At 57.3% G+C, this 16,965-nt stretch carries 15 protein-coding genes; 4 read left to right on the forward strand and 11 right to left on the reverse strand.

Features of this window, described 5'->3' with window-relative positions; translation table 11 throughout:
• Position 1: 1 nt before the first annotated feature.
• Positions 2-688, reverse strand: coding sequence for a monofunctional biosynthetic peptidoglycan transglycosylase (gene mtgA / locus P0119_03500; GenBank protein ID MDF0665122.1), 687 nt, complete (start codon positions 686-688; stop codon positions 2-4).
• A gap of 136 nt (positions 689-824) precedes the next feature.
• Between mtgA and yihA the strand changes: the two genes are divergently transcribed.
• On the forward strand, positions 825-1,445 hold the full coding sequence (gene yihA, locus P0119_03505) for a ribosome biogenesis GTP-binding protein YihA/YsxC (protein ID MDF0665123.1): 621 nt from the start codon (positions 825-827) through the stop codon (positions 1,443-1,445).
• A 27-nt stretch (positions 1,446-1,472) separates the two neighbouring features.
• On the opposite strand, the gene P0119_03510 is transcribed toward yihA, so the two are convergent.
• From P0119_03510 to rfaE2, 4 genes are all read right to left on the reverse strand, one after another.
• Positions 1,473-2,456, reverse strand: coding sequence for a peptidyl-prolyl cis-trans isomerase (locus P0119_03510; protein MDF0665124.1), 984 nt, complete (start codon positions 2,454-2,456; stop codon positions 1,473-1,475).
• Between the two features lie 72 nt (positions 2,457-2,528).
• Positions 2,529-3,437, reverse strand: coding sequence for a peptidylprolyl isomerase (locus P0119_03515; GenBank protein ID MDF0665125.1), 909 nt, complete (start codon positions 3,435-3,437; stop codon positions 2,529-2,531).
• 13 nt (positions 3,438-3,450) lie between these two features.
• Positions 3,451-6,921, reverse strand: a complete 3,471-nt coding sequence (gene mfd, locus P0119_03520; protein ID MDF0665126.1) for a transcription-repair coupling factor — start codon at positions 6,919-6,921, stop codon at positions 3,451-3,453.
• 3 nt (positions 6,922-6,924) lie between these two features.
• Positions 6,925-7,407, reverse strand: a complete 483-nt coding sequence (gene rfaE2 / locus P0119_03525) for a D-glycero-beta-D-manno-heptose 1-phosphate adenylyltransferase (protein ID MDF0665127.1) — start codon at positions 7,405-7,407, stop codon at positions 6,925-6,927.
• A 228-nt stretch (positions 7,408-7,635) separates the two neighbouring features.
• On the opposite strand from rfaE2, the gene P0119_03530 reads away from it, so the two are divergent.
• Positions 7,636-10,386: a response regulator gene (locus tag P0119_03530; GenBank protein MDF0665128.1), complete on the forward strand. Its 2,751-nt coding sequence runs from the start codon at positions 7,636-7,638 to the stop codon at positions 10,384-10,386.
• 38 nt (positions 10,387-10,424) lie between these two features.
• Here the strand turns inward: P0119_03530 and P0119_03535 are convergent, their stop codons facing one another.
• Genes P0119_03535 through P0119_03555 form a run of 5 tightly spaced genes read right to left on the reverse strand, consistent with a single transcriptional unit; the run spans position 10,425 to position 14,118 of the window.
• Entirely contained in the window at positions 10,425-11,120 is a 696-nt protein-coding gene (locus tag P0119_03535) for a SprT-like domain-containing protein (GenBank protein ID MDF0665129.1), read from the reverse strand.
• Positions 11,117-12,109 (reverse strand): hypothetical protein, encoded by a 993-nt coding sequence (locus P0119_03540; GenBank protein ID MDF0665130.1) that lies wholly within the window; start codon positions 12,107-12,109, stop codon positions 11,117-11,119. Before P0119_03540 ends, P0119_03535 begins: the two co-directional genes overlap by 4 nt.
• A complete protein-coding gene (locus P0119_03545) occupies positions 12,093-12,671 on the reverse strand; it encodes a D-sedoheptulose 7-phosphate isomerase (protein ID MDF0665131.1) in 579 nt (192 codons plus the stop codon). The genes P0119_03540 and P0119_03545 overlap by 17 nt, the downstream gene beginning before the upstream one ends.
• Before the next feature lie 53 nt (positions 12,672-12,724).
• Positions 12,725-13,663: a paraslipin gene (locus tag P0119_03550; protein MDF0665132.1), complete on the reverse strand. Its 939-nt coding sequence runs from the start codon at positions 13,661-13,663 to the stop codon at positions 12,725-12,727.
• Between the two features lie 26 nt (positions 13,664-13,689).
• Positions 13,690-14,118, reverse strand: coding sequence for an NfeD family protein (locus P0119_03555; protein MDF0665133.1), 429 nt, complete (start codon positions 14,116-14,118; stop codon positions 13,690-13,692).
• Positions 14,119-14,267: 149 nt separating this feature from the next.
• Between P0119_03555 and P0119_03560 the strand changes: the two genes are divergently transcribed.
• Both P0119_03560 and P0119_03565 read left to right on the forward strand, forming a co-directional pair.
• A complete protein-coding gene (locus P0119_03560) occupies positions 14,268-15,524 on the forward strand; it encodes a TIGR02710 family CRISPR-associated CARF protein (protein MDF0665134.1) in 1,257 nt (418 codons plus the stop codon).
• A 115-nt stretch (positions 15,525-15,639) separates the two neighbouring features.
• Positions 15,640-16,056, forward strand: a complete 417-nt coding sequence (locus tag P0119_03565) for a YbgC/FadM family acyl-CoA thioesterase (protein MDF0665135.1) — start codon at positions 15,640-15,642, stop codon at positions 16,054-16,056.
• 8 nt (positions 16,057-16,064) lie between these two features.
• Here P0119_03565 and P0119_03570 read toward each other — a convergent pair whose 3' ends face one another.
• On the reverse strand, positions 16,065-16,922 hold the full coding sequence (locus tag P0119_03570; protein ID MDF0665136.1) for a methyltransferase domain-containing protein: 858 nt from the start codon (positions 16,920-16,922) through the stop codon (positions 16,065-16,067).
• Positions 16,923-16,965 lie beyond the last annotated feature (43 nt).

Consider the following 16,965-nt stretch of genomic DNA (forward strand, 5'->3'; position numbering starts at 1 on the left):
CTCACTGAAGGCGTTTGTGGGATGACATGGCGACCTTCTCCATCCAACCAAGGATACGTTGGTGTCGGCGCGTGAGGAAGGCGGTTTTGCGCAGGGGGTCGTATCGTTGCGGACTGGGTAGGATGGCGGCCAGCCAAGCCGCTTCGTCCGCGGTCAAGTCGGAGGCGGATTTCCCGAAGTGATGACGAGCTGCGGCTTCCGCCCCATACACGCCGCGTCCCCATTCCGCGACATTCAAGTACAGTTCGAGGATCCGTGTCTTGGTCAGCCGGTGTTCGAGCGAGCGCGTGATCAAGGCTTCACGGGCCTTGCGGAACAGCGACCGTTCTGACGATAGATAAAGATTCTTCGCCAGCTGTTGCGTAATGGTGCTCCCGCCCCGTTTGAGTTCTCCTGCTTCCAGATTGTACAGCGCGGCGTCGCGGATGCCCTCCCAATCGAATCCTTCATGGACAAAGAACGAAGCGTCCTCCGCCACGATCACGGCACGTTGTAACTCCGGTGCGATTCGGCTCAGGGGTGTCCAGATCCATTGTCGCTTGTCGGTGCGTCCCTGCTCGGCCGCTCTTGCCAGGCGATGGTCCATGAGCGCGGTCGATGTCGGGTTGGTTCTGGCCAGGAGGTCTGTGTCGGGAAGAGTGCTGAGCCAGCTCAGCGCAAGGATGCTTGAAGGAAGTGCAATGATCACGGCGCTCCAGAGAAGAACAGGGGTCGCTCTGCGTCGGCCGGTTGACTTGGGCAAAGGAGGATCGTATGTGTAGGGACGCAGAAAGGTCGGACGGTAATTTGCTTTCCGTCTTGCATCCATTGATCAGCCTGTCGGCATGAAAATCTTCGCAGCTGAGTTTATCAAAAGTTGCGTCACTCCAGAACAATTTCCGTCCGGTCAGCTTCGAGAAATTGCCTTTGTGGGACGCTCCAATGTGGGCAAGTCATCGTTGATCAATTCGTTGCTGAATCGTCGGGACCTGGCCAAGGTCAGTCGGACTCCTGGAAAGACGAGAGCCGTGAATGTATTCCTCGTCTCGACTTCCGCCCCGAGCCTGTCGCAATTCCACCTCGTGGACCTGCCTGGCTATGGGTTTGCCAGAGTGTCGAAATCTGTCCGCACCCAGTGGGGACCGTTGCTCGAAGACTATCTCGTCGAGCGAGCCTCGCTCCTCCGGGTCGTGATGTTGGTGGACAGCCGGGTCGTGACCGATCAGGATCGTCAGACTATCGCGTGGCTCCGTTCAATCCGTCGGAATCTCCTCGTCGTTGCGACTAAGGTGGACAAGGTGAGGTCGAGCGAGCGGATTCGTACTCTGAGGCAGATACATCGGGTCTTAGGACTCGCCGAGGAGGAAATGTTGATTCCTTATTCCTCGGTGACCGGGGATGGACGGGATCGAGTGTGGAGAGTCTTATGTGATGCGGCAGGCAACCTGCGCAAGGACCCGGTTTGATCTCGGTTCAGATACAGGCGGCCACGGCTATCGATGGACCGTGCCCGCATCTAGTTGGAACTTAATCTCGATGTAGGCTTTGTTCTTGAGATCAGCGAGCCAAGATTGATACATGGCATCGCTCTTTTGTTGATAGACCAGTTCCTGAATCTCCCGCCGTGCATCTTCGTATCGACGAAACTGTTTCGGTCTCCTGTCGTCCATGCGGATAATCTGGATCCCCTCAGGGCTCTCGATGATCTCCGAGATTCCTCCCTGCACGAGGTGAGCGACTGCTTGTTCGATGACGGGTATGAGTTCCCCCTGTCGGACCCATCCGAGTCGTCCGCCTTGCAAGGCATTGGCGCCGTCGGAATGCAGCATGGCGACATCCTCAAATTTCTCTCCTCGCTTCAAGTCGTCCATGGCTCGGTGGGCTTTGGTCAAGGCCTCGGCCAGTCCATCCGAGGAGCGCGGATGGAAGATGATCTGGCTCAGTTGGTACTCTTCGGGAACGGCGAACCGGTCACGATGCTCTTGGTAGAACCGCTTGAGCTCGGAGTCACCGACGGTTATGTTGCCCCGAATATGCATGTCCACGACTCTCATGAGGAGGAGCTGATCGCGTACGGCCTGTACATGATTCGCATTGGCGATGTTGAAGGGGCTGCCTTGCCGCTGCATCTGTTCAAGGGCTTGTTTTACTTCAAGGTCTGAGACCTCAACTTTTTTGGCCTTGGCTTCCTGCAGTTGCAACCGCCGCTCGATGAGCTTGGTCAAGGCCATGTACTCCGCTGTTTTCAACCGCAGGGGGAGGTCGTTTCCACGGCGCTCGCGGGAAAGCCGCTCTTGCTCCATTTCAAGTTCGCGCTTCACATCAGACAACATGATCAATTCGGAATTGACGATGGCGACGATGCGATCTTGCAGATGAGCCGCTGAAAAGGCCGGCGGCCAGGACCAGATGACCAACAAGACCAACGGCAACTTGAATCGGACCAGCCTGTCCGATCGGTGCGAAACGCGTTTCATGATCCTTCCACCTGATGGCGCCGGAGCCGACAATTCTACACGAAATAGATACGTCTGTGGAATCGAGCCAGGCTAGCGTTTACCGGTGTCCTCGGTGATATGGCGAGAGGCCCCGGCGAAGCGAATCACGGCATTTGCCCGAATATCGGCGATGACCTCGTCGAATCGCTTGCGGCGCTTATCGGACAGTAATTCTTGTCGGAGCCGTTCCTGCGTCGCCAGATCCACTTGAAGAATGGCTTCGTCAAGCGGGCTCAGCATGACCAAGTAATAGCCGTGATCGGTCTTAATCGGTGCACTGACCATCCCGATTTTGAGGGTGTGGATGACGGCATCGACTTCGGGGGGGACCAGCCCTTTTCGGTAGGGTCCGAGCTCGCCGCCCTTGGATTTCGTCTTGTCATCGATTGAGTATCGCAGCGCGAACTTGGAAAAACTTCCGCCTCGATGCACCTGTGCTTCAAGGTCTCTGGCGGCATACACATTAAGGAGGAGCATCACCGAGACATTGGCCTTCAAGGGGTCCAATAGTTGGTTGGCGTGCTTTTCGTAGTAGGCATCGAGTTCTGCCTGGGTGACCTCGACCTTGGATTGCAGCTTGTCTTTCAACAGTTCGTCGAGGATCAGCTGTTCTTTATATCGCTGGGTCTTGTCCCGAATCGTATCGTCCTGATCAAGGCCTCGCCGACGGGCCTCCTGCATCAGCAACTCTCGGGTGATGAGTTCCTCCAGGAATTGTCGCCGACCACCCTCCTTCTCATAGCGGGACCGCGTGGCCTTGGAGAGTTCATCCCAGCGAAGGTCGAATTCGGTTTGAGTAATGGCTCGACCGTTCACCAAGGCGACGACCGGTTCTTCCTGTCGCTCGGCGCATCCTGAAACCACCGGCCCCAAACCGGCCAATATGCCGACAAATAGCCAAGATAGACAATATGTCTTGGGGAAGATCAGCAACCGGAAGGGCATCATAAGCCGTGGCACTGGTAGATCGCGATTAAGAGGCAGTCGCTCCCTCTTGGATGGTCTTGGTATCACAGAGATGGAGGCTTTGCAAGATTGCATTGAGTTCCGAAAAAAGCGCCGGCCAATCGTCATGACGCATCTGGATCTCGAAGGAGACCGGGCTCAGGAACCGTAGCCGCTTCTTGAGCTGGTCCATCAATCGGTGGACGGAGGCCTCAGGGATGATCGACTTCTGATGGAACACGATCTTGGTCGTCTGGTCGTGTACCTCGATCGAGGCCAGGCGCAGACGTTTGGCGTGAGTTCGGAGTTGCATCACTTCAAGCAGTCGTTCGACCGGCTCCGGAGGAGGGCCGTAACGGTCCTGAATCTCCCCATGCAACAGGGCCAGCTCACCGACTTGGCCGCAAGCCGTCAGTCGTTTATAGAGGGACAGACGTTGGTGCGGATCGGCCACATACTGCTCAGGAATGAAGGCCGAAACGGGGAGTTGCAAAGTCGGGTCCGGCTCTTCCTCCATCACATGCCCCTTCAACCGCTGGACGGCCTGCTCCACCATTTGCATGTAGAGATCCAAGCCGATCGCGGCGATATGGCCCGACTGTTGTTTGCCCAACAGATTCCCTGCTCCTCGAATCTCAAGGTCTGCCGCAGCGATACGGAAGCCCGATCCGAGCTCCGTGAATTGCTGAATCGCGATCAACCGTTTCTGAGCATCGCCGGTGAGCGTACCTTCATCGGGGATGAGGAAGTAGGCGTAAGCCTGCTCCCCGCCGCGTCCGACCCGTCCACGCAACTGGTAGAGTTGCGCGAGGCCGAATAGATCCGCTCGATTGACGATGATGGTGTTGGCGTTGGGAACGTCGAGTCCGGATTGAATGATGGCTGAGGCGATCAAGACGTCTGCCTCGCGCTTCACGAATTTCAGCATCACGGCTTCCAGCGGTCTGGCATCCATCTGGCCGTGCGCCATGACCATACGCGCTTCGGGAACCAACTGGTGCAGCCAGGCTCCGATCCGCTCCATGGTTTCGACACGATTGTGGACAAAATAGACTTGTCCCCCCCGCCCGAGTTCACGCAGGATGGCGTCTCGTACGGCCTTGTCACTGAACCGGATGACCTCCGTCTTGATCGCCAATCGTCCAGCCGGCGGGGTATCGATGATGGAGAGATCACGGACGCTCGACATGGCCATCTGAAGGGTGCGTGGAATGGGGGTCGCGGTAAGGGTCACCACATCGACCTGTGTGCGAAGTTGCTTGAGCCTTTCTTTATGTTTGACGCCGAACCATTGCTCCTCGTCGATGATGACGAGGCCGAGATGGCGGAACGTCACATCCTGCTGCAAGAGCCGGTGCGTGCCGATTACGATATCGACAGTTCCTGCGGCAACATCTTTGAGGATGGTTTTCGTGTCTTTGGTCGATTGAAATCGTGAGAGCAGCGCCACCCGCATGGGAAACGGGGCGAATCGTTCAGCGAAGTTCTCATAATGCTGGTGGGCCAGCAGGGTGGTCGGTACCAGTACCGCAACTTGTCGATCATGCTCGACGGCTTTGAACGCGGCGCGCATGGCGACCTCCGTCTTCCCGTATCCCACGTCTCCGCAGACGAGTCGGTCCATGGGCTTGGTGGATTCCATGTCCTTGCCGATATCTTCGATGGCTTTGAGCTGATCCGGCGTTTCCTCGTATTCGAAGGCCGCTTCGAATTCGTGATAGAGAGTCGTGGTCGCGCCGTACGCATTTCGTTTCACCAGCTCACGGTTTGCGTAGAGGTCGATCAATTCTTGGGCCATCTCTTCGATGTCCTTCTTCACGCGCGCGGTGGTCCTGGCCCAACTGGTGCCGCCCAGACGATCGAGCCGAGGGACATGGCTTTCGGCTCCGCTGTATCGCTGGACCTGGTTCAACCGATCGAGAGGAACATAAAGAGTATCTCCGCCGGAAAACTCGAGAATCAGGAAGTCGCTCTCGAAATCTTGAACCGAGAGGCGCTTGAGCCCTCGATATTTGGCGATGCCGTGTTGCACATGCACGACGTAGTCGCCCACGCTCAGGTCCTCCAAGGAGGAGAGGAAGGTCGCCGTTCTGCTTTTCGGCTGTGGTTTGTGGCGCGCTCCCTTCGCGAATAGCTCTTCTTCCGTCAGGAGCGCGACTGGAAGCTCTGTGGAGAGAAATCCAGCCGACAGGTCGCCGTGCAGGACATAGAACGGCAGCTTACCGGTCCTGTGGCCGGACCAGGCTGTCGGATTCCATGGGTCGGCGGGCAAATCGTGCTCTCGGAACAGCGCGAGCAAGCGGTCAACCTGCCCGCGGCTTCGCGCCACCAAGACGACCCGATGTTCGTTCCGGAGTCCATCCAACAGGGTCAGGGTTTGGCTGAAGGCAGTACCCCTGATACCGAGTCCGATACTCCCCGGTGCCTGAGTCGAAAACAAAAAAATCTCCTTCCACGTTGAGTCCGGCGCGGCCAGCGGCTCCAGAGCCAACATGGGCCACGTCGCGATCCGCTGTTGGAGGCCCTGCCAGGTCAGAAAGAGTCGCTCGGGGGAGGGATACGGCTGCGTGGCATCACGGTCGACATGACGGAGGTAACCATCGTCGATCTTTTCCCATGCCGTCTCACAGGCCCTTTTCAGGGTTTCCGGTTGATCGAGCGCCAGACAGGGAGTCGCGCTGAGATAGTCGAATAGGGTGTCCATTGAATCATACAGGTCAGGGCTTCGCCATTCAGCATCCGCTTGGATCGGCATGATCGCATCCGGGGCCTGTGGTGGACGAACGAACTCCCGTGCAGGCAAGACCAAGCCGTCGTTCAAGTTCTTGATCGACGTTTGGGTTGCCGGGTCAAACAACCGAATCGATTCAACTTGATCACCCAGGAATTCCACACGAACCGGGTTGGCATAGGCCGTCGAGAAGATATCCACGATGCCGCCGCGAATGCTGAATTCACCAGGGATTTCCACGACGGACACTCGTCGGTATCCCAGGCGAAGGAGGTTGGTGATGAGCGAGTCCCGTTCGAAGGCCTCCGCCGTCTTGAATCGAATGACCGCCTGTTCGAATGTCGAGCGCGGAACGACAAGATGCATGGCAGCGGCGACGGAGGTGACGAGAATGGTGGGCGGGTTGACCAACAGGCGATGGAGCGTGGTCATCCGGTGTGCGATCAACCCGACATGCGGCGCCGTCGCTTCATAGGGAAGCGTTTCCCATTCTGGAAACCAGGCGAGATCCTCGACTGGACGGCCCATGAGTTCGTGGAAGAAACACAAGTCATTGAACATTCTTTCGGCGGACTCATCGTTCGAAGTCACAACAACCCAGGGACGAGCGCGGTCTGGAGTGCATTGGCCTGTGTCGTTCAGCAGGGTCAGGGCGCAGGCAGCAGTTGAGCCATGGGTCCCAAGCAGACAGATACGGGCTTGGTCTTGCTTCAGTGCCGAGCGAACCGGAGCCAGCCAGGATGGAGTTTGGGGATTGGTTTCAGACACGCATTACTTCGCGGTTGATCGGATACGTTGAAGAAGTCCCGTGGTCGACATGCCGGGAACCAGCGGGATCGTCTTGACCACCCCTCCACGAGCTTCGACAATGTCGCGGCCGACGATCCGGTCGATCATCCAATCTCCGCCCTTGACCAGGACGTCCGGCTGCACGGCGGTGATGAGCTGAAGGGGGTCCGATTCGTCGAACAGGACCACAAAATCCACACAGCCTAAGGCTGCGATCACCTCCGCCCGTTGTGCCTGAGGCACAATCGGTCGGTCAGGCGCCTTGTCCAGCATACGGACCGAGGCGTCGCTATTGACACCAACGACCAGAATATCGCCGAGGGCCCTGGCTGCCTGCAGATAGCGGGTATGTCCGATATGCATCAGGTCGAAACAGCCGTTTGTGAACACGATCCGCTTGCGCTTTGCCCGTTCATCGGCAAGCGAGGAGAGCAGTTGCTCGTGGGGCAACACCTTTGTCGCCATGGCTCATCATACCTTGCATACCGTGCTGTCGGCTACATGGAAAGAGCGCCGAACTGGACGGAGCCCGTTGCTTCGTCCTGGGGCTATTCCGTGAATCAAACGGTCCTTCCTGTCGTTGCTCTCAAGTCATCAGCTAATAGACCGATACCGCACATAACGGACTCGAAGGCCTGAGAAGTGATATGGCCTATCATATGTCCGAGGCCGTGGACGATGACTGAGGATGGGATGGGTATATTCTGGCTCATTGCAGCGGCTAATGTTCTGCTCGTCGTTCTCTTGGTTGGCTTCCTTGTACAGACAGCTCGACGAGCAGGGACCGAAAGAATTCTGGCCGAGGCCGAGAGAGTCCGATTCCAAGAAAATGAGCAAAGGCTTCGGAGTCTCTTGGAGCGTCGGCAAGCGCTCCAGCATGCTGTGGCCAAAGTGCTCGCAGGTGCCTCCACTGTCGAGCAAGCGGTCCCTGACCTCCTCCAGGCGGTTGTCGTGAATCTCGGTTGGCAGGTCGGTTTGTTTTGGCTGGTGCAGGACGACCGTCGGACCGTCATCTGTACGCAAGGCTGGTCGATCGGAACAACGGGGGCGCAGGAGTTTCTGAGAAGAAGGCTTCAGGATGCCCACACTGCCGGGTCCGATCTGCCCGGGCATTGTTGGGCTCGCGGCGAGCCGCTGTGGGTGGAGGATGTGGCAAGAAACTCCATGTGTCCGCCCGGGTCTGTCGAAGCGACGGGGATGTCGCGCGCGGCCTGTGCCTTTCCGATTTGGCTGAGGGCAAACGTCTACGGCGTCATGGAGCTCTTCAGCAGTGAGCCTCAGGCCGAGGAAGAGGATTTACTGAGAACCTTGGGCACAGTCGGAAGACAGATCGGGCTTTTCGTCGAACGAACGGAAGTGGAAGCGGCGTTGCATGAAAACGAAGCACGTACCGGCCTGATCATTGACACGGCCCTCGACGCCGTGACGACGATGGACCATACAGGTCGAATTACCGAGTGGAATGCTCAGGCGGAACGGGTGTTTGGTTGGGCTGCGCATGAGGTGATCGGGCGCGATGCAGCCGACACTATCTTTCCGTCGTCCCATCGCCCCAGCTATCGCGAGTATGTTCAGCGGCTCCTTGAACCCAAGGACGCGTCTCTCTCAAACAGACTGGTCGAAATGATCGGTCTCAAGCGAGACGGCAGCGAATTCCCCATTGAAATCGCCATGACGCGATTAGCCGTCGAAGGATCCGTCATCTTCAGCGCATTCATCCGAGACATCACGAGCCGGAAAGCGGCGGAACAAACGCTGAAGGACCATGCTCGGCAGTTGGAGCACATCAATCAGCAGCTGGATGCCGCGTTGAGGCAAGCGAAAGCCGCCACCGAGGCGAAGTCGTCGTTCCTATCGACCATGAGTCACGAAATCCGGACGCCGATGAATGGTGTGATCGGGATGACCGGTCTCCTCCTGGAGACCACACTGACGGATGAACAACGCGAATATGCCGAAACGGTTCGGACCTGCGGCAATCATCTATTGACGATCATCGACGATATTCTAGATTTTTCCAAGATTGAAGCGGGAAAACTGGACTTGGAGGTGATTGAGTTCGATCTTCGTCTTGCCATCGAGGAGTCTTTGGACCTCGTGGCGGAACGCGCGTCATCCAAAGGACTCAATCTGGCCTGTCTCTTTCACGCCGATGTGCCGCAACATCTGCTTGGTGATCCGAGTCGCCTCCGACAGATCGTGATGAACTTGACGGCGAACGCCATCAAATTTACCGATAGTGGTGATGTGGTGGTGGAGGTGACGGTTGATGCTCAATCGAAGGAGGAAGCGACGATTCGAGTCTCGGTTACGGACACAGGGATCGGGATCTCCGAGGCATCCCGCGAACGGTTGTTTCAGTCGTTCAGCCAGGCCGATGGATCCACGACGAGGAAATATGGTGGGACCGGCCTCGGCCTTGCGATTTGTAAACGTCTTGTCGAGATGATGGGAGGAACGATCGAAGTGATGAGCCGGGTTGGAGAGGGGAGCTGTTTCTGGTTTACGGTGAATCTGCGCAAACAGGCCGATGCCTCCACCAGCGCCGATGCCTCTACCCCCCCGTTGACTGGTCTTCGCATCTTGATCGTGGATGATAAGGCCGTCAATCGAAGGATCTTGGAGCTGTTGACGAAGAAATGGGGAATGCAACCGACGCTGATCTCCAGCGGTTCCGCGGCCTTGGATGTCCTGAGGGGGCAGCATGGGCAACCGCGGTTCGATCTTGCACTGCTGGATGTGGATATGAGTCCGACGGATGGGATCGAATTGGCACGTGCGATCAAGACACGAGCTGAAGGAGGCGATACCAAACTCGTGCTGCTCACGTCGTTCGGTCGGCGAGGAGATGCAAAGGCAGCCAAAGAGGCGGGACTGGCAGCCTATCTGACCAAGCCGATTCGCGAGCGACAGTTGCATGATTGTCTCGTCGCGGTCATGCAACGCCCGGTCGCTTTACGTCCGCCGGCCGCGAGGGAATCGTCGCCGCTCATCACTCGGCACACCCTGGCGGAAACCAAGGCCAAGAGGGATCTTCGTATTCTCCTGGCCGAGGATAACATCATGAATCAGAAGGTGGCCGCTCGCATGTTCCAGCGGCTGGGCTATCGAATTGATGTCGTGGTCAATGGACGTGAGGCGGTCGAGGCGATGTCTCGCATCAGCTATGACGTGGTGTTCATGGATTGCCAGATGCCGGACATGGATGGTTTCGAAGCGACAAGCCTCATTCGGGAACAAGAGGCCTCCGGACCTTCCCATCGTGTGCTGATCATCGCCATGACGGCCAACGTCATGCAGGGAGACCGTGAACGATGTCTGGCATCGGGAATGGACGACTATCTCTCAAAACCTATTTCGGTAGACGCGCTGGCCTCTGTCCTGGATCGAGTCAATCCGCAGCACGAACCTTCGGAGCCGGACAACAACCACGAGGCAGCGTAGCTCCTCCGATCTCCCCCATCAGAACCTTCTTTCCACCATCATGTCAATTTAAGTGTCAGTTGCTCGGGCGCTCTGTCGGATCCAGTCGGTCTAGCTGATGAGGGTGATGGGTCTAAGGAAGGAGCCAGGTATGGCTTGGGACGATCCTCGATCAGTTGTGTCGGCGACACGAGCTCTTGCAACGGGCCCCGACAGGATCCGCAGTGGTGGTGCTCGGGTTGGATCGTTCTTCGGTGCCGTCGATAGAGACGCCCACAGTCTCGGCATCGCCATGTGAATTTCGACAGGGCAATCACTTCCTTCTCCAGCGAGTGGTACGTCGTAACAGCCACCTCCCCAGACCGGTTGATCTGCGTCATCTTTCGCAAAAACTCCAAGCCATGATCCGGCCGATGCTTCAGCACATCGAACTGCCACTGATGGATCATTTCATGAGCCAAGGTGTTGAGCAGTTCCTGTTCCGCATACGGTGTCCCTGCGGCGAGCTGTTCAAACAACGGGAGAGAAAGGCGAATTTCACGATGACGGTTAGTCATGGCGAGGGATGAGAATGTCCTTGGTCCCTGACGACAGGCAAACATCCCGACCGAGGCGGTCAGGCGCTGACTCCAGACGACCTCGATCGGCCTGAGTGAGCAGGCAAAGTAGCGCGCGTTCAGGTGCTGCCACCGAGCCTGTAATTCTTCGGAAGAAAGGAGTACCGGAAGGCTCGGGCCTGCCGAAGTCGAGGTCATCCCAATTCCTCCAGCACAGCCGCCGCGAGCAACGGTAGCATGATCTCATGATGACCGGTCAAGGAATAGCCTTGCCCGCCTTTTTGCGTCGGGCGCCGCACCACGTTGGTCTGTGGCCGGTAATGGGGGAGAAAGTCCATGTTCACGGTCGTAATGTCGGCGATCGGATGGCCGAGATTTCTTCCCAACGACAAAGTTTTCAGAAAGACTTCGGGAAGAATCACGGCCGAGCCGATGTTCAGATAAACACCGTTTTCCATCCCGGCGACGACGGCGGTCAGACGCCTGAAGTCCAGGAGAGAAGTGGCTCCGATGGCAGCACCGTCCGCCGAGGGGTGCATGTGGATAATGTCGGTCCCGATCGCGACATGCACGGTTACCGGGATACCGAGTCGAGCACCAGTCGACAGAATACTACCAGCGCGATTCGGGAATTGATCGGCCACCTGGTTCATGTAGCGGCCAATGGCCTCACCCAACCCATGGGCGTCTTTCGCGCCTCGCGTGATGGCCTCATTCAGCATCCGTCCCGTTTCCTCCGCCATGCCGAAGCGCCCCTCGTCGATCTCGGCATCAACTTCTTCGGAGGTATGGCCCATGAAGGCCAATTCGAAGTCGTGAATAATCCCTGCTCCGTTCATGGCGACTGCCGTGATGATCCGTCGTTCCATCAAGTCCGTAATAATCGGAGCCAGCCCCACCTTGATCACATGGGCGCCGATTCCGACAATGATCGGACGGCGTTTCCGATGAGCCTTCACGATGGCGCGGGTGATGGCCCGCAGGGTCTTGACCGCCAAAATATCGGGAAGCGTTTCGTAGAACCTTGTGAACGATCCGCGGGGCTTCCAGGGGGTGGCGAAGTTCGAAAGCTGCACTAGGCTCGGGCGTTTCTTCAGTGGATAGGTCTTAAGGGCCGAGACATCGATCGGCTGAATCAGTCGAGGAGCAGGCCGACGCCGAGAAGTCTGATCAGGACGCTTTCCCAAGAAGATGATCCTCTACCAGTTCGCACAAGACGTGGCCGAGCGTGATGTGACTTTCTTGAATCCGAGACGTGACCGTAGAGGGGACGATGAAGGGATATTCGACCAACCCAGCCAGCTTTCCGCCGTTGGCGCCGGTCCAGGCAATCGTGGTCAAACCACAGTCGCGGGCTGCCTCGACGCCTTTCAGCACGTTTGGAGAGTTTCCACTCGTGCTGATGCCGATGGCGATGTCGCCTTGGCGGCCGTGCGCCCGCACCTGACGGGCAAACAATTCCTCATATCCATAGTCGTTCGCGATGCAGGTGATCGCGGCAATGTCCGTCGCGAGGGCGATCGCAGGCAGAGGCATCCGTTCGCGCTGGTATCGCCCCACGAACTCCGCTGCGATATGTGCCGCGTCGGTCGAGCTTCCGCCGTTGCCGAAGAGGAGGACTTTATTACCGTTTTGGAAGGCCTTTGCGATAAGCGTCGCGACCTGCACGATGCGATCGGCGTGATCGCGCGCGAACTGCTGTTTGACCCGAGCACTGTCCGCGAAGGCCGTCAAAACAATTGCTTGCATGGCGGGATTCTAGGATGATGCCTACAAGGCTGTCAAACAGCACAGCCTTATCGTCATGGCTTTGCCGAAACCGAAGTTCCGGTCTGTTTTACGGCGTTCATCGCCAGCGCGATCATCGAACCGACATCAGAAATACTGGCAGGAAGCACCAATGTGTTGCTCGACTTTGCAAGTTCGCCGAACTTGTCAATGTACTGCTCGGCGACGCGAAGTTGCACGGCTTCTTGGCCTCCGGGAACTTTGGTGGATTCTGCGACCTTGCGGAGTCCGTCGGCGGTAGCCTGCGCAATGGCGAGTATGGCAGCCGCAGCGCCTTCCGCCTCGTTGATCTGTTGCTGCTTCTTGGCTTCAGACGCCTTAATCACTTGTTGCTTTTCACCTTCCGCCTGATTGATCGCGGCGTCGCGCGCTCCTTCCGACGTCAGAATCAGTGCGCGTTTTTCCCGTTCGGCGCGCATCTGTTTTTCCATTGCGTTGAGCACATCGTTCGGTGGAGTGATGTTCTTGATCTCGTATCGAAGGACTTTCACGCCCCAGGGTTCCGACGCCTTGTCTAATTCATTGACGATCTGAGCGTTGATGGTGGTTCTTGCCTCAAAGGTCTTATCCAACTCGATCTTGCCGATCTCGCTTCGCAGCGACGTCTGTGCCAATTGCGTGAGCGCAAACTGGTAGTTGCTGATCCCATAAGACGCACGCTCAGGATTAAGAACCCGCATGTACAGAACCCCATCGACATGCACCTGGACATTGTCGCGCGTAATGCACACTTGTTCGGGAATATCCACGGCATTTTCCTTCAGCACGTGCCTATATCGAATTGCGTCGACGAAGGGCACAAGAATGTGTAATCCCGCATCAAGCGTGGAACTGTATTTCCCCAAACGTTCCACGACGTAGGCGTTCTGTTGAGGGACGACGACAGCGGTTTTCGCGATCGCGATGACCACGATCAGCGCCAGTAGGATAACAACGAATGTTCCACCTTCCATGCCCACACCTCGTTTAATAACAGTCGTTATTCTGATCTCACACAGAGCATTAACCCGTCCACTTTTGTCACGATTGCGCGCTGGCCCTTGGTCAGCGAAGAGGGTCCGTCGTTACGCGTAGTCCACGTCGTGCCGCGCAATTCTGCCTTGCCCGTGTGCCCCGAAGGAAGATCGTCAAGGAGAACGGCGGATTCTCCTACCATGCTGTCTACGACATGGGCCGGTGTAGTTCTGGTCATTCGCAGCAAGGGGCCACGGAAAAGCAGGAGCGAAACGACAGCCAGAATGGAGAACAGCAGCCATTCCAGCCACGCAGTCTGTACAATTCCCAGACCGGCCAGTGCACCAACGATCAGTGCCGCAATGCCGAAGAACAGGAGATAGAATCCCCCCGGCGCAATCATTTCTGCGCCCGCAAGGACTAATCCCATGAACAACCAGTACGACCAGCTCATTCAAACACCTCGTTGCTGTGCAAGAGACTGAGACGAGATACCGGGAATCCTTGCGAAGTCTAAGGATCATTCGAATAGCCGTCAAGCGGAGTACGGTTGAACGGCAGCGAATTGAACCGGCCAGAATGCGATGGTATAGTCGTCCCGCCATGGGACAAGATCAACCCATCAAGACGCTCGTGATCGCCTTGGTCGATGACGCGGCGTCGGCGGTCTACTCAATCAACCGGCTCAACCCGGATATCTTGTGTTTCGTGTTGCCTGAAGGAAGCAAGGCCTTGGTGGAATCGGAGGTCCAACCGAAGATCCAACAGATGCCGAGACGGTGGGATTGGATCGTGCTGGCGGACGCTGGGGAGTTTCCATCCACTTATCAGACTATTGCGCGATCCCTACCGGACCTCTTACGGACATGGGAGGTACAGCCGGGAGAGCTGGTCGTGGATCTCAGTGGAGCGACCGCGGCGATGGCGGGCGCGTTCGCCTTGGTGGCGCTCCCGTGGACTTCTCGGGTGATCGAGCTGGTTCAGGCGCGGGAAGGTCTGGAGGGTGATCGTGTCGAGTTGGGCTCTAAGACGCTGGTCTGGACGCAGACGAATCCATGGGATGAGCAGGGAACGGTGTCGCGGCGAGAAGGATGTGAGTTGTTCAACCGAGGCCGGTTTCACGCTGCCGCGAAACTGTTCCACGACATAGAGCTATTGGTGAGTGGTGGACAGAAGCCGTTGTATCGGGCATTGAGGGATTTGGCCGAGGGCTATGACTTGTGGGAACGGTTTCACTACCGCCAGGCTTGGGACAAAGTGAAGACCGCGATCAAGGCGCTTGAGATGGCTTCGCTGTGGGGCGGGCCGCCGGGGTTAAAGGCCGTCCTGCCTCCCCTGAAGGCCAACGCGGGTTTCCTTGAGAAGCTTGTCCTCGACCCTGCTGAGGTTAAAGAGTCCATGACGCTAGACTTGTTGGCCCACGCAGAGAGGCGACTCCATGGAGGGCACGATCCCGAAGCGGCCATGACCGCACTTATTCGCGCGCTGGAGGCGTTCGCGCAAGTCCGGCTCTATAAGTCGCACAAGATCAAAAGCTGGGATGTGTCGCCGGGACAGCTTCCTCAAGCGCTTCAAGAGACCTGTCGCACCTGTTACCTCGAAGACATCGATGGCAAGTACAAGCTGCCTCTTCAAGCCCAGTTCCGCGTGCTGGCCGGGTTAGGCGATCAGTTGGGCCAGGCCTTCCTCAGAGAATGGCAGAAGATGAAGCCGTTGCTGGATGCCGCAAACCACGCGGTGTTGGGGCACGGTTTCGAGCCGATCAAGGCAGAGCGAGTGCAGCAGCTCTATGAGGTGGTCGTCAAGCTGTCGGGCGTCAATGAGACCTCGCTGCCGAAGTTTCCGGTGTTGCATCTGTAGTGCCTTCGTGCGTGAAGTGTGATGTTGAGCAATCTCACCAAACGACTCCGAACAGTCCTGGTTTTCGGGATACGAGTTCCGCCGCCTGCGAGATACGTTTCACGAACGGGGAGAGATGATCGAAGTCAAAATTTATTACGAAGACACTGATTGCGGCGGGGTCGTCTATTACGCCAATTATCTGAAGTATTTTGAGCGGGCTCGTACCGAATATCTGGAAATGCAAGGGTATTCGGTTGCCGCCTTAATGAAACAGGGGATCCTCTTCGTGGTCGTGCATGCCGAAGTGGACTATTGCTCGCCCGGTCGCTACGGCGAAACGCTGATCATCGAAACGGACGTCAGCGATATCACGAGGGCTGCGTTGACCTTTTCACATGTCGTGCGCGAGAAGGTGAGCAGCCGCGTGGTGGTGAAAGGCTCGGCTCGGTTGGCGGCGACGGACGGGAACGGAAAAGTTAAGCGTCTGGACAGAGTCATGGTCGCCGCGCTTCAGTCGGCAGACCACCATTCTGAACTGCCTCGATCCTAAAGCGAGGCTCAGGAGAATCCGCGTTGGCCCCAACAAGCATGGATGAGCGCGTTGAGAAACCAAAAAGATGGATCGGTCAACGGGGCGGTGAGCACTCCGTACTCTTGATCTCGTTCCTCAGTCAGGTTCCCATCGGCTTCTTCAGAGGCACGTATCCCTTCCAGGCTTTGCAACCACCAACGTCCCCATGGGCTGCCTCCACGAACTACCGTTGCGCTCGCTTCGTGACGGATATTCACCAAGCCGCAGCGTTCGAACAACATCGGTAGCGTTCGTCCAAACGTAGGGTCGTATCCACGCGACACCCACCATTCGCCGTTCTTCCAGACGCGATGGTAGAGGGCGTAGTGTGAATGAGAAGGGTCTACCGGGGCGACCATGCCCCAGTCGCCATCCTCGTCGATCAGCCATCCTCCCGGTCGCAAACACTCCACCATGCGGCGGATGGCGATCTCCTGTTTGCCCGCAAGCCAAAATAACATGAGTCGTGTACAGACAAGATCGAATGAACCGGGACCCAACGTATCCAGTGAATCGCTGAGGATGTTGTGCCGACGGACTTCGAGATTCGGGAGGTCAAGCCGATTGAGATACGCGATATTGACATCGGTGGCCACGACTCGGCCGTCGGCCCCGACTTGTTGGGCAAGCCACACAGCCATAGACCCGCGGCCTGCGCCGACTTCGAGACAGCGCCAGCCTGGTTGAACAATGGCACGCCGTTGACGAGAAAGCGGATCGAAGATGTCTTCGAGAAGACTGAGCCGCTCATCTTCAGCCTCCTGGCGTCCCGTTGCAGCAAGGCGATACCGCGGTTCAGATGTATGGATGCCCTCGCGGTTCGTTCCATCTCGCTGTTGCGCCACGCCTGCTACCGTAATTCCCCGCCCATCGGCCTGTCAACGCCGT

Source organism: Nitrospira sp. (genome assembly GCA_029194665.1).
In the GTDB taxonomy this organism is placed as follows: domain Bacteria; phylum Nitrospirota; class Nitrospiria; order Nitrospirales; family Nitrospiraceae; genus Nitrospira_D.